Source organism: Enterococcus sp. E5-162 (genome assembly GCF_035725965.1).
In the GTDB taxonomy this organism is placed as follows: domain Bacteria; phylum Bacillota; class Bacilli; order Lactobacillales; family Enterococcaceae; genus Enterococcus_B; species Enterococcus_B lactis.
Map to the genome: position 1 here is coordinate 42,200 of NZ_JAPRFV010000010.1, position 12,664 is coordinate 54,863.

General features: G+C 34.9%; 19 protein-coding genes and 2 pseudogenes. 3 read left to right on the top strand and 18 right to left on the bottom strand.

Features of this window, described 5'->3' with window-relative positions:
• Positions 1-361 precede the first annotated feature (361 nt).
• The 14 genes and pseudogenes from OZZ83_RS10465 to OZZ83_RS10530 all read right to left on the bottom strand — a co-directional run.
• Positions 362-733, bottom strand: a pseudogene (locus tag OZZ83_RS10465) (major tail protein); the annotation flags it as partial.
• Between the two features lie 60 nt (positions 734-793).
• Positions 794-1,204, bottom strand: a complete 411-nt coding sequence (locus OZZ83_RS10470; RefSeq protein ID WP_077974383.1) for a hypothetical protein — start codon at positions 1,202-1,204, stop codon at positions 794-796.
• Positions 1,201-1,605 (bottom strand): hypothetical protein, encoded by a 405-nt coding sequence (locus tag OZZ83_RS10475; RefSeq protein ID WP_073357564.1) that lies wholly within the window; start codon positions 1,603-1,605, stop codon positions 1,201-1,203. Before OZZ83_RS10475 ends, OZZ83_RS10470 begins: the two co-directional genes overlap by 4 nt.
• Before the next feature lie 15 nt (positions 1,606-1,620).
• Positions 1,621-1,983: a hypothetical protein gene (locus tag OZZ83_RS10480; RefSeq protein ID WP_002371762.1), complete on the bottom strand. Its 363-nt coding sequence runs from the start codon at positions 1,981-1,983 to the stop codon at positions 1,621-1,623.
• Complete coding sequence (locus tag OZZ83_RS10485) at positions 1,973-2,251, bottom strand: hypothetical protein (protein WP_002371763.1); 279 nt, start codon at positions 2,249-2,251, stop codon at positions 1,973-1,975. Before OZZ83_RS10485 ends, OZZ83_RS10480 begins: the two co-directional genes overlap by 11 nt.
• Before the next feature lie 75 nt (positions 2,252-2,326).
• Positions 2,327-3,487: a phage major capsid protein gene (locus OZZ83_RS10490; protein ID WP_071244203.1), complete on the bottom strand. Its 1,161-nt coding sequence runs from the start codon at positions 3,485-3,487 to the stop codon at positions 2,327-2,329.
• A 4-nt stretch (positions 3,488-3,491) separates the two neighbouring features.
• Complete coding sequence (locus OZZ83_RS10495; protein ID WP_002371767.1) at positions 3,492-4,196, bottom strand: head maturation protease, ClpP-related; 705 nt, start codon at positions 4,194-4,196, stop codon at positions 3,492-3,494.
• Positions 4,183-5,355: a phage portal protein gene (locus OZZ83_RS10500; protein ID WP_073357563.1), complete on the bottom strand. Its 1,173-nt coding sequence runs from the start codon at positions 5,353-5,355 to the stop codon at positions 4,183-4,185. Before OZZ83_RS10500 ends, OZZ83_RS10495 begins: the two co-directional genes overlap by 14 nt.
• Positions 5,356-5,398: 43 nt before the next feature.
• A complete protein-coding gene (locus tag OZZ83_RS10505; protein ID WP_158182303.1) occupies positions 5,399-6,481 on the bottom strand; it encodes a putative phage abortive infection protein in 1,083 nt (360 codons plus the stop codon).
• A gap of 34 nt (positions 6,482-6,515) precedes the next feature.
• Positions 6,516-7,892 (bottom strand): annotated as a pseudogene (locus tag OZZ83_RS10510) (terminase TerL endonuclease subunit); the annotation flags it as partial.
• Positions 7,886-8,632, bottom strand: a complete 747-nt coding sequence (locus OZZ83_RS10515; RefSeq protein ID WP_281666643.1) for a Sak single strand annealing protein — start codon at positions 8,630-8,632, stop codon at positions 7,886-7,888. The gene OZZ83_RS10515 and the pseudogene OZZ83_RS10510, both read right to left, overlap by 7 nt.
• The gene (locus tag OZZ83_RS10520) at positions 8,625-8,966 is read right to left on the bottom strand and encodes a hypothetical protein (RefSeq protein WP_109023184.1); all 342 of its coding nucleotides are present in this window, start codon (positions 8,964-8,966) and stop codon (positions 8,625-8,627) included. The genes OZZ83_RS10515 and OZZ83_RS10520 overlap by 8 nt, the downstream gene beginning before the upstream one ends.
• A 55-nt stretch (positions 8,967-9,021) precedes the next feature.
• Positions 9,022-9,150 carry a hypothetical protein gene (locus OZZ83_RS10525; protein ID WP_267896184.1) on the bottom strand — a complete coding sequence of 43 codons (129 nt, stop codon included), beginning with the start codon at positions 9,148-9,150 and terminating at the stop codon, positions 9,022-9,024.
• On the bottom strand, positions 9,143-9,841 hold the full coding sequence (locus tag OZZ83_RS10530; RefSeq protein ID WP_109023185.1) for a Rha family transcriptional regulator: 699 nt from the start codon (positions 9,839-9,841) through the stop codon (positions 9,143-9,145). Before OZZ83_RS10530 ends, OZZ83_RS10525 begins: the two co-directional genes overlap by 8 nt.
• Before the next feature lie 53 nt (positions 9,842-9,894).
• Here OZZ83_RS10530 and OZZ83_RS10535 point away from each other — a divergent pair, with 53 nt between their 5' ends.
• Positions 9,895-10,683 carry a hypothetical protein gene (locus OZZ83_RS10535; RefSeq protein ID WP_045136053.1) on the top strand — a complete coding sequence of 263 codons (789 nt, stop codon included), beginning with the start codon at positions 9,895-9,897 and terminating at the stop codon, positions 10,681-10,683.
• 50 nt (positions 10,684-10,733) lie between these two features.
• Here the strand turns inward: OZZ83_RS10535 and OZZ83_RS10540 are convergent, their stop codons facing one another.
• The 4 genes from OZZ83_RS10540 to OZZ83_RS10555 are packed head-to-tail and all read right to left on the bottom strand — an operon-like array spanning position 10,734 to position 11,557.
• Complete coding sequence (locus OZZ83_RS10540; RefSeq protein WP_159086156.1) at positions 10,734-10,907, bottom strand: hypothetical protein; 174 nt, start codon at positions 10,905-10,907, stop codon at positions 10,734-10,736.
• Between the two features lie 3 nt (positions 10,908-10,910).
• The gene (locus OZZ83_RS10545; protein WP_002351656.1) at positions 10,911-11,081 is read right to left on the bottom strand and encodes a hypothetical protein; all 171 of its coding nucleotides are present in this window, start codon (positions 11,079-11,081) and stop codon (positions 10,911-10,913) included.
• A gap of 30 nt (positions 11,082-11,111) precedes the next feature.
• The gene (locus OZZ83_RS10550) at positions 11,112-11,360 is read right to left on the bottom strand and encodes a hypothetical protein (RefSeq protein WP_002325021.1); all 249 of its coding nucleotides are present in this window, start codon (positions 11,358-11,360) and stop codon (positions 11,112-11,114) included.
• A gap of 11 nt (positions 11,361-11,371) precedes the next feature.
• Positions 11,372-11,557 carry a helix-turn-helix domain-containing protein gene (locus OZZ83_RS10555; protein ID WP_002315391.1) on the bottom strand — a complete coding sequence of 62 codons (186 nt, stop codon included), beginning with the start codon at positions 11,555-11,557 and terminating at the stop codon, positions 11,372-11,374.
• A gap of 285 nt (positions 11,558-11,842) precedes the next feature.
• Here OZZ83_RS10555 and OZZ83_RS10560 point away from each other — a divergent pair, with 285 nt between their 5' ends.
• Together OZZ83_RS10560 and OZZ83_RS10565 are read left to right on the top strand one after the other, a co-directional pair.
• Positions 11,843-12,217: a helix-turn-helix domain-containing protein gene (locus OZZ83_RS10560; RefSeq protein ID WP_002337457.1), complete on the top strand. Its 375-nt coding sequence runs from the start codon at positions 11,843-11,845 to the stop codon at positions 12,215-12,217.
• Between the two features lie 4 nt (positions 12,218-12,221).
• Positions 12,222-12,650 (top strand): ImmA/IrrE family metallo-endopeptidase, encoded by a 429-nt coding sequence (locus OZZ83_RS10565; RefSeq protein WP_070676686.1) that lies wholly within the window; start codon positions 12,222-12,224, stop codon positions 12,648-12,650.
• Positions 12,651-12,664 lie beyond the last annotated feature (14 nt).

Below are 12,664 nucleotides of genomic sequence, written 5' to 3' on the forward strand. Positions count from 1 at the left end.
TTTAGAACGAAGGTTGTTAATCGAATCGTTACCAAGCTGATTTACACGGGCTATGAATGATCCATACAATGAATTCCAACCATTAAGATTATTTTGCTGCCACGTTCGGCCATTGTTGTACATAGGAGTGTTGTAGTTTCTAAGCGTGACCATTGCTTGATTACAAAATGAATTGATTGTAGCAATAAAGGTCCCAGTTAAACTATTCCATCCATTCAGTAAGTTCTTATTCCATGTTGCTCCTTGCGTATAATTAGGATTGTTTTGAAGTTTTAGCGCATTGAGATAGTTTGTAATAAAAACCATTTCACTATTCATATATTGAGGAACCGCTGAGTTCCAACCATTCATTAGATTAGTTAACCATTGCTGTATCGCCGTTCAAATCCTCCGATTCCATCAAAATTGCACAATATGGTGGCTCAGTATCTTCTCCCAAGAAGCTGATTTTGTTTGTATCGGTTTTGTAACCAAGAATTTTGTCATTTACTTCTGTTGGTAAATCTAACAATCCAAAAGTAGCTGAAACATCGCCTGTTCCTTTTTGAGAGACATAGTAAGCGATGTTCGATCCGTAAACTTTTGATGGTTCTTTTGATAGCCCACTGATTTCAGCAGATACAGTCGCCCCTTTGTTTTGTTCACCTTCAATTACATATAAATTTGCTGCTGGAATCTTCCCTGTGCTGTCAAAGACCCCGATTGTCATTTTTTTGAATCCTACTAAAGTCATAAAATTTTCCTCCTAATTTTGGGTAATAAAAAAAGACACGTTATTTTCGTGTCTTAATTTCTAATATTCGGTATCGTAAATTTTTGTATTTCCTTCGTAACGACGCGCGTCTACAAAGCGGTTTGTTTCAGTAAAGTATTCATCTAACCCTTGACCGGAAATTTGGCCAAAGCCTAGTTTTTTCATCTCTTTTTTTATCTCATATTGAATCTGCTTGCATGTTGCTCTATATTTCGATTCAACGTCAATCTGTATCATATGCTCCACAGAAAGCTCTTTGTTACTTCCGTGGTACGCTTCGTTAGGTGTATCTACAGGACGAATTGTGATCATTGGACCTGTTTTATCGGCGGTTTCAGGTTGCTCATAAAATTTAATACGATATTGCTCGGTATTCTCGTTGTAGGTCATTGAATGAATATACTCATTCAAACAAAGAGCCTCGTAAATGATATTAAGCATATCTTTCATAAACTCTTTTTAACCTCCTCTCCTACAGCATCAAAGTACAACAGCTCGGAATTCTTAAGAGATTTTGTTATTACACCAAATCCTCTCGGTCTAATTTGTTTGCCCTTTCGTGTATATCCCCATTCATTCAAATGAATGATTCTATATCGTTGATGTGGACCATTCCAACCGATTTCAGCTTCTGCCTTGTAATCTCTATACGTAGCGTTCTTGCGAACAACCTCAGCGATCGTATAACCTTTGTCTTTAAAAACGGTCATGTCCGTTTGCAACTGTTTTTCTACTTTTTCAGCGCCAACATTGATTGCTTTTTTTGTTAATGTCTTAGTTTTCTTTTCTCCATACTTTTTTTCTAAAGCTTGGATTGTTTCTTGAACGCCTTCAAACTTTACGTTACTCATCATTTATCACCAAATTTAAGTAATTAATTCTAATACTATCTTTACAATTGAATTTTCTTCCAAATCCGGTGAGACATCGATTATTTCCCAAACTTTATCTCCATATCGATAATCTAATATCCTTACTTTATGTTTGTTAGTAGGAATATAAGATTGATGGGGATCCCGTATTTTTATCGTAACGCCTTCTTTTGTGCCAAGAATGTCACGATCTTTCATTGATGGGTTGTAAACTAGTGCTGTACAAAAATACAGTTCCTTTTTTTCTTCATCACCAGGTTCTGGACCCTTATTAGGTTGAAACTCAAAAAAAGTAACTGGCGTATTTAGATCACCAGCTACAATTTTAGGCTTCTTATAATTTGATTTAATTGGCATATCCAGCACCTGCCAGATCAATTGATGCATCCATAATCATTGTTTGAAAATTGTCGTAAAAGTACTCTAGTGATTCGTTCCGTAGATACCGAGTACGTTCATAAACTAATTCTTTTCCTTTCTCATAAGTGGAAGGATCAAAACTGCCGATTAGAGATTTTATATCGGCAAACCCGCTCTCTAACTGTTTCCCGATATCCTCATCTTCGGAAGTATGGAAAATACGAAATCGGGCCTTATATTCTTTTATAAATTCTTCAGTGTTCATACTCTAACCCCATTTACGAAAGATTAATGACTGCCCCATCAGTCGTCGGTGTTATCTCACCAATTGCAGGGGACATTACTCCCCCGCTGTAAAGTCCAAGTCATATACTTGTGCTGCATCATTATTTGTTGGATAGCCATTACCAAGCATGTCGACAGCATACAAAGTTGCGCGTTTCATTGCAAAAGTTTCTTTATATACATAGACTTTTTCAGCTCTTGATTGAGTAGCTTCATACTCTTTATCAACGTATGCAATACATTTACTTTCTGGTACGTCTACAGATTCGATGATATGATCAACAGCGATAAATGGCATCGTAGTCCCATACACATTGTTTAAATTTGCAAATGTAACTCTAGCTACGATATCCCAGTAATCAACAGGATTAACAATTAGATACACTCGTCCAGCAACAGAACGGTATTTCACTTCACCTTCATCGTCACCATCTACTTTGTATGTGTATTTAGATAATTTTTTCATCACCCCTGCAAGTTCAAGAACAATCTTCTCTTTCGCAAAAGTTAATGTCCCTGCGCTAGCTTTATCTGGATATACACCACTTGTGACCGCACCATCTAGATCTTTAAGCAATCCAATTGGCTCATCTTTACCAGAACCTGTAATAATTTTTTTAGCCCAAACATCACGTACTGCTTCACTTAAAGAAAGATTGATAAAACGGTCAATCCATCGTGGTCCTAAATCTAAGGTATCATTAGAAATTAAGAAAAATGCGGTCAACGCAAGTTGAACAAATTCAGTTGCACCAAATTCAGCATCTAGTTGGCCTTCAAGGTCTTTATGCAATGGTCCAAAAACAGCAACACCTTTACGACGTGCTCTAATTACTTTGACACGACCTACAGTTGGTGTAAAGTTAATGAGGCCTAAAATAGGATGATCGTTTTGAAGATTTTCAAAAACACGTTCCAAAATCGTTTCTGGCCAAACTACGTCAGAATCGAAACCTCCAGATTTTACGGCTTCATTATAAAACTTTGTTTCTTCTGCTGTTAGTGTAGGAATTCCACGAGCCTCTAATACACGGTTGTCCGTCACATTTTTCAATTCTTCATATTCAGCACGCACCTGTTTGCCGGCATCTTCTGCAATGGCGGTTACATATTCTTCTAGAGCAGCATTAATTTGTTCGGGTGTTGCATCTTCTTTCGAAGAAATAGCATTAAATGCCTTTTTTGCATCTGCAGTTTTATCTGTAATTTTTAACATATCTTTATTCTCCTTTTCGCAATCGTGCGATTAATGATTTTTGTTTTGATTCTTGTTCGATTTTATTAGTAACAGGTTCCTTTAAATTCGCTATTGCAACGGCAACAGCATCTTGAATCATCGCTGCAATATTTTGAGGTTCATTTTGTGGTTCTTCACGCTTCACAGAATTGGCAAATCCATATTTGACAGCTTCATCTGCTGTAAACCATTTTTCTTCATTCATCCATTCACGCAACTTATCAACAGATTGGCCAGTCTTATCTGAATAAATAGCTAAGATAGAATCATCGATCGTTTCCAATGCGTTTAACGTTTTTTGGATGTCCTGTTTATTCCCCCAAGCAAATGTAGAAGCTTCATGAATCATCAAAGAAGTCCCAACATTCATAATCACATCATTGGCACCAGCGACAATAAACGTTGCTGCGCTTGCGGCAAGCCCTGTAACTTCTACAGTAATATTTGATGGGTGATCTTTTAAATAATTGTAAATCTCAATCCCTTCAAACACATCACCGCCTGGGCTGTTCAACTTGATTACAATATCATCGGTTACAGTATCTAGAGAGTCACGAATATCTTTAGCGTTTATGACATCATCATCACGCCAATATTTTTTCTGTACATTTCCACTCAAGGTGAGAATGTGCTTACCATTCTGAATTTCGTTAGTAAACTGAAATGGTACTTTTTTAGCTTTCGGCATTGTCGTTCTCACCTCCCTTCACAGTTTCTTCATAGTTTTTCGTACGAATACGAATTTTTCCTTCATTATTTGGCAACTCATCATAATCAACTTCATCACGAACTTCGTCAATATAAAACGCACCACCAGATGTTATTTTATCAATTTGAGTAGCATACTCTAATAGATCTTTTTGGAGAACTTTTTTAACTTCTATACGTTCCCCGTTTTTGTACTCTTGACGACTAATTATTTTTGCCACCAATTCGTCTTGAAGTTTTTTAACTAGTGGAGCAATACACAATTTACGAAAAGCTTTAATATTTGAATCCAGTTCAGCTTTTTCACCATAAATAAGCGCCGTAGGTACTCCTATGGCGTTGGCAACATCATCAATTAAAGACGACTTCATCTTATTCAGTTCATCTAGCGATTGATTCGATACGCCTTGTTTATTGGTGTATTCCTCATACTCAAAGCCTTTCACTTTGGGAACAATTGCAACTGAGTTAGTTTTAAAAGAGTTCCAAATCCTATCAATATATTCTTGTAATCTTTGAGATCTAGTCTTACCATCTTTTCCTTTTTCATCATTCGCCGTTCCCGTTGAATCAATGGATACAGACCCACGAATTTGGTTGTTACGCATTGCAACTTCTAGAATCCGTCCGAACAACGCGGCGTAATCTTCAAATAAACCTCGTGTAAACCTTTCTAATTCTTCGTTATTATATTCCATATAAATGACGTCAGACATGTTCCATGAACGTTCAAAGACAAAATTTTTTACCATCACATTTGTAAAAACATCATCATACACGGCATACTCCGTTCGACTAAAATCATCAGCAATCAGCAATTGATTATCATCTGTAAATATTACTAACACTTCGTTGTCATCTAAGAGCCGATAAAAAAATTTTTGCCAAAATGTAGCTGCTGACATATCAGAATTAGGTCGAACATTTAGAATATAATCCCAGTCTGATGTCCCATCTTTATTTTTAAACTTAACTTCTAACGTTGACATAGTTCTTGCAACAAAATCTAAAACAGTATTTTTTGCCATAATTTTGAGGTATGCCCGAGCAGATACTTCCTCTCCATATACAAAATCCGGTATCCACTCAGAAGGCTCTTCATTTCTTATTGACTGCTTAAAGATATCAAATAAGCTCACATGTTTTCACCACCTTTCAAAGAAAAATAAAAAAGCCCTATTTCTAGAGCTTAGTTTCATTAAAGAGTTTATATAAACTTTCAAAATTAGCTATTTTTTTATATTCTACGGATCCTAATTCTTTAATATATTCAGATAATTTTTGTCGCTTTATAGAGTTATCACTGTCAACAGTTGATAGTGATAGAAACCACTGTTCATTGATACTTGTTTCAAAATGTTGATTAGTTTCAAAATCAAAATCATCTCCAAAAAAACCACTTCCAATAAGTTGAATTCCTAAGCCAAAACCTCGTTTTATATATAGAGAATTGAATAAAATCACTTGGAATTCAGCTGGAGAAATTTGTGTTCTTAATGTCCCTATATATTTTGTATACCTCTTCACATCAAAATCATTATAATCGTCATAATACTCATTTAATGTTTTAACTATTCGGTGAAACATTTTGAAGTACCGTCCAAGATATATTTGCATCTTTTCATATTGTTCATTCAATATAGCTACTTTCTGATCGTGTAAACTTGTAGCAACGTCTTTTGTTTTTGTTTGATAATTCCCCATCGACTTGCTTACATCAAATGTTTCAAATTTTATATATTCAACTGTGCCCTTCAGCGGTCCTGATTGTTCAATTGTACTCCCAATTTCACTATCTGATAAATCTTTAGAAGTAAATGCATAGTCTTGATTAAAACCCTTTTCGTTAAAAATTGCCAACTTCTGTAAAGCAATAACAGCTTGTTTGGCATTTTGATCTTTTTGTATTTCAATAAACATATTTAATAAAAAATAGAACTCACGATCTATCTGTGTTAACAGCTCTTTTTTTGCTCTCTCGTTCTCAGCCTTAGCTTGCTTTACTTCAAGCTCATTTTGCTTTTGCTCTGTTTTTTTCTGCATATTTAAAGTATTCACAAATACCATTACAGTCAAAATAGGACCAAACACAGATGCACATATTTTTATAAATTCTAGCCTACTTAAACTAGTAACGCTATCATCTACTTTTGTGGTAAATATCCGATAATTTAAATACTCAGTAATTTGTGGTAAAAATACTGTCAAAACACAAATTGCTATTATTATAAATATTGTAACAAATAGAAAATATCTCTTTTTCACTTCTATAACTACCCCTTTCAATAAGGAGTATACCTTAAAATTCAATCTCATCCAACATATCAAATGCTTCCTCATAATCCATATCAGTTATTTCTTCTCGTTTATATAAAGCTGCCAAAAAAGCATGAAACCCATCTGTTTTACGCCTTACTGGCTCTTTTTTCAAAAATGTTTTATTCCCTAATTTGTCTTCTTTGATAAACGAATTATTTGTATACCAACGCATCATAGGATCATCACCAAAAATAAACCGTTCATTTGCAAAACCATCTTCAATAATAGGAGCAACTTTTGACTGCACACCTCTTATATTTCTGATAAACTCAAAATTATATGATTCTTTCTCTAGAAGAGGTTTCAGCAAATCCATACGAAATCCGTCGGCACAAACGATTTCTATTTGATGGATTTTTCTTTTTTCATTTAACCAATCAATTAAATGACGAGGATCAATTGATGGCTCATCAACGATTGTCACTAAACCTTTTTTCTCCCAATCCTTAATAGGCGCTTTCAGTTTGAATGTATCTAGAAACTTTTTCCTAGCAAAACTATGTTGCTGCCAGATAAATTTATCATCAATTTTAAAAAGCAAACCCACTGTTGCAAAATCACGAATACTTGCATAATCAAATCCAGCCACACAAGAACGACCATTCAAATTTGGCAATTCTTGTTTAGTAGCCATTAATTTTTCATGAGTCGTAATATCTGATTCTGCATCACCTTCTGTAAAATTCATTCGTTTAACAACAAATTCACGCCTACCTGATGGCTCATCTTCTAGTTTTTTATATTCTTTCATCACTGTAGAAAACAGACGTTTTGAATATGCTGAATCTTCTTCGAACATTGGATTAGCCTTTGACCACATTTTAGGATTATCCATTTCATCAATGTTATCCAGTTTACAAATAAAGGGAAACAAGCGATCATTCTTGTTCTCTCCACTAAAAATCTTTTGTGCTCGTTCCAACATTTTGTCATAAAAACCTTCTCTAACATGACCATTTGTACCATTATAAAAAGTTCGAGGATGTTTTATTTTCCCTAGCCCACTACGCTGAATATCAACTAGGTCTGAAGATTCAAACTGATGGATTTCATCAAATTCTAAGCAGCCATCTCTTGCACTATCCATAGTCTTAGGATTGTTTGTCCTATAACTAAAAATCGAATTAGTTACATTGTTGACTATAGCCATCTTAGTCAAATAAAATTGTTTTTCCAGTTTGCGCATTTGTACCATTTCATAAACTTCTTTAAAAGATACCTTTCCCTGCTTCTCAGAATTCGCTGTAATCGTTACATCATAATTTCTGACACCGTAGAGAGGGCTAATAAAAAATGAGTCTCTTGCTGACATGAACCCATTTTTCCCGCCGCCTCGCGCAATACTATTTATCACTTCTCTTTTGTTTCTTCTCTGTACTGATCTTCAATCCAGTTAACGCCTCGTTTTAGAATGCCCAAGTCTCTCTTGGTCCATTTACTGTCATCAGCGGTTATAGAAGCCGCATCAGTCAATGCAACAATTGCTTCATCAATCGATTTTTCGTACTTGTTAGCAACCAGTTGTAAAGCATCCAAGAATAGCTTTTTGCTTCTTTGAGTAGCTGGTTCAAGCATTGAGACATCTTCTGGCATATCTTCGCCAGCAAATATATATAGCCCTAGCCCAAACATTGCTAGATTTTTTACAAGACAGCGCATGATCGTTTTGTTGATATCAAACATAGTTGCTGCTTCAACTCGCTTTTCGATTTTTCCAACAATCTCTTTTTTCTTCGTTTCGTTATTCCACTGATAATCATTGACTTCGTAGGTATATGGCTCATCTTTCATTGCCTTGTTTGCACCATCCATGACAGGTAACCACATTTCACGTTTGATACCATTGACTGTGATACTGGTAAAAACCATATAGCCTGTTTTCTTATCAAAGATATACGGCAGATGTGTTTCTGGATCATGATAGATTTCATAATCTACCGCCTCACACACTTTGCTCACTTCTGCCCAAGCCCATGCCCACGAAAGATAAGTGAGGTTATTTCGTTTTTCAGTAACACCTTTCACATTTATTTTGTATAAGCTATTAAAAAGCGTATTATCACTTCTATTTTTCAAAGGTTGTTCCTTTTCACTCATCAAATTCTGCCTCCATTTCAGCAATGTATTTCTTACCTGCCCCGTAATAAGAGATATCAATCAAGTTATCTCTGTCGTACTCTTCTAGTGCATCAATCAAGCCATCTTCGATGACATAGATGTATTCAGGTTTTCTGGACCGCTTCGATAGATGAATAAGATAGACATGATCCCAAATACTCACAAAATTCCCCAAATCATCTTGATCACAGACTAGTTCTTCATCCGTCAAAAGATTACGTCTGATTTTTCGATTATTTGTTTCCTTGATATTCGATTTGCCCCAACTAGGATCAGTCAAATATTGATCTAGAGTGGAAAGTTCTTTTTCCATGTGGTAACATCTCCTTAGATGTATTTTCTTTGTGACTCTATGCTTGTCGGCGGAGTCACTTTTTTATTTGTTGCCATGCTTTTTGATTTTCGATGTGTTGTTGGCTTAAAATAATAGGGCGACTATTTGCCCACCAATTATCAGCCATCACTTTACCGATTTTTAGCGCTTCAGCTCTATTCATTTTCATCACCAAAAAGTCTTTGTTGTCTGTTCAGTTGATCGATTTCCATGCGGATCGCAGTTTCTGGCAACCACATTTCAATAAATGAAACAGCATCATCGAATCTCTTACGAGGTAACTCGCCATATCTTGGGATTGAAAAGGTACGTTTAAATTCAGACCAAAATTTTGAGAATACTTTTTTGCTGATTTCTTCATAAGCTCGGCTTTCTTTACCACCTATAACTTCCATAACTTTCATATTTCCTTTTTGCTTAATTTCAAACTCTTGTTGTCCGCTAATTCGCATAGTATCTTTAAGCATTGAGACATCTTTTTTTACATCTTTCATTTCTTCTAGTTGGTAGATCATCATGTCTTCAATTGTTTGAGGAACAGTATTCTTGCGAATAACATCTTCCATTTCGTTGAATGCTTCAATGTATTTTTGTTTGAAGTAAATAGCTTTCTTTCCTGTAAAACCCATAGCCAACAAGAAAAAACCATCTCTACTAATGAAAAAAACTCGTCGATTTCTGCCGTATGAATCTGGTTCATTACCTTCCACAAACATCTGCTCAAAATTGAGCACATCTTCTTTTAACTTTTCAATATCTCTCAAAACATTTTTGTGTTCTTTTTCAAAACTTTCTGCCACTTGCAAGCTCGTAGTCACAGCTTCTTTATTTTTCAAAATTACTAATTCTTGCATTTTTTCTTCTCTCCTTTTGATATAATTTAGGTAAAAAATGGTGGTGTATATAATTGGATATTTCAGATACTCCTTACTCTCAAGAATTGATAGCTTCTTCAAAATTAATTGGTGAAATCATTGCTCCTTCTCTAAACGTTGTTAACGCTATTGAGCCTGCGTTAGAACAAGCTAAAAGAATAATTGCAAGGCAAGATGCTCTTATAGCTTCGCGAGCAACACTCAACGATCCTTTCATTCAAATTGTTGAGAAACGTAACAAATCTATTGCTAATATGATTCCTCCTTCTGTTTTCGCAATACAGAAACAATTAGACTCTCCAAGTTTTAATATTGCTAAAAAAATGGCAGCTACTATGCCAAAACCTTATTTTTCTGATATCTCTAAAATCACAGAAAAATTCGTCGTTGACATGTCTAAGTATGACTTCAGAGTAGGTGTCGCTACCCAAGAATTAGAAAAAGCATTTGCTTCCGAACCGGAAGTTAGTACAAAAAATCTACTTTTTAAAGACACTTCCAATCCATCTGATGAGTTCGAGGCTAAGTTTTTTGATATCCTTAATGAGCAAAGGAAAGTCCTTGATGACTCTATAAAGCTTTTTGAAGAAATAAATACAGCCAAGAACAAAGATATAACTAATGAACCATCTGAAAAACAACAAGATTCACCTGCTTTCTACAAAGATAAAATGTGGTATGCTGAGGAAATTGCTTCAGATTTATTAAGCCTTGTGGTATCTGCTATTTTTGTAAATGTTACTTCAGACGACCCCTCAAATACGTTAATAATTGCTTTTCTTTTAGGTTGTTTACTACGTTTTATCAAACCAAATAACTAACGTGCTATATTACCTGACAACAAACCTATTATGATGGTGCATTACTAAATTCAATAGATTTGTTTCTTCATCTCAAATTTCACAGCTTGATACCGGCTATGCCCCTCCGCAACTAGATGAATTTGATTAGGAAATTCTCCAGTTTCTTTTACAAATTCTTTGATGAGATCATTAAAATTTTCTTTCAATTGTTTTTCGTTTATAGTCATTAAACTTTTTTTCATTAGTCAGTCCCTCCCGACTGGCTTTTTCGCTCTGTACTCAGCTTCATCAAGCCCCATAAAAATCCAGACCATGTAAACAATCGTTCCTATCAACGCTTGTTTGCTTCCCCAAAGTCCTAAAGCGTAGATGATTAGCGGTGCGCTGAATACCAATGCTCTGTTGAATTTACCCATTAACCTTCACCTCTCAAAATGTTCTGTTTTTTATAAATCAACTAAATGCTTCTCGATAAATTCTTTAGGTGTTACCTTTCTTGTGCGTAACCTGTTATAGGATTTGAAAGACAAAAATTTATCGTATAATTCTGTATTGATCCAAACTTCTTGTCCTGTGACCCGTTCATACGCCGCTGAGAAAATTGCTGTATTTTTTAGTTCCGACATTCGACGTTGATAAGTAGATGGAGAATAATTGTATTTTTTTACAAAATCTTGTTTTTTTAGTTTTGTCATCGCCTACCCCCCTATCGGATGTCCAATATTTTTTTCACTGTTTCGATATGCTGTTGTGCTTTCTTTCCATCACGATTGCCGTTTAGAATATCTGATAAATAAGCTCCTGAAATACCGATAAGCGCAGCTAGTTCTTTGAAAGTCATTCTTCTTTTTCTCATCTCCGCTCGAATTTTTAAGTCTAAATTCTCAGACATAAAAATAGCTCCTTTCTAAAAAAATAATCTGTAAGCTAAAAAATTAGCTAATATTCGTTGACAATAACTAATATTTTTATTAGTATATAGACATAGCTAAATAAGACACAGAAATGCCTAGTAATTTACATTTCAGAGTTTGCCGACCGTGAAGTGTTTATTAGTTATCAAGTCTTTTTAGCTAATATTTTAGCTTACGAAAACAGTATACTAACACTTTTATTAGTTGTCAACACCTTTAACTAATTTTTTTATTAGTGTTTTCGTAGCTTGTGAGGTGCGAAAATGAATTTACTAGATAGAATAAAGGAATTAGCTCATAAAAGAGGCATAAGTATAACTCAATTGGAAGAAGAATTAAATATACCTAAAAACACGATTTATCAATGGAAAAATAGAACTCCTAGTACTAAAAGACTACAACTTGTAGCAGATTATTTTAATGTAACTACTGATTATTTACTCGGTAGAAACCAAGTTCCTGACTGGGCAACAAAAGATGAAGTAGTTGAACTTGATAAATTACTAGATTCAAATGTCAATATGTCTTATGGCGGAGAAACACTGACGCCTGAACAGGTCCAACGCGTAAAAGATATCCTTATTGGAACCTTCTGGGATATTGTGAAAGAAGACAAAGAAAAAGGCAAAAAGATGTGAGCTTATGGAGATGGATACGATTAATTTAGTCGAGGAGTTGAAGCGGAAATACCAGTCCGCTAATCCTTTTTATATTTGTGAAAAGATGGGCATTAAAATTCAATACGTTCCTTTTATCGAGAATCCCAAAGGACAGTTTCAAGAAATTAGAGGTCGTGCAATAATCTTCTTAAATGATGAACTGAGAGACTCTGAGGAAAGATTCTACATTTGCGCTCACGAATTAGGTCACGCTATTTTTCATCGTGGCTTATCCAGTTACTATGTATCAACAAGAACATCTAGAAGCAAATCTGAAAGCGAAGCTAATTGCTTTGCTGCTAATCTCATTGTTTCTCTATACAAAGAAGACAATGATCAATATCCTAAACGAATTGAGGAATTAAAGAATCTTTACGGACTTCCAGAAAGCGCTTATCGCTTTCTTATATAATGTAAAAAAAGTCC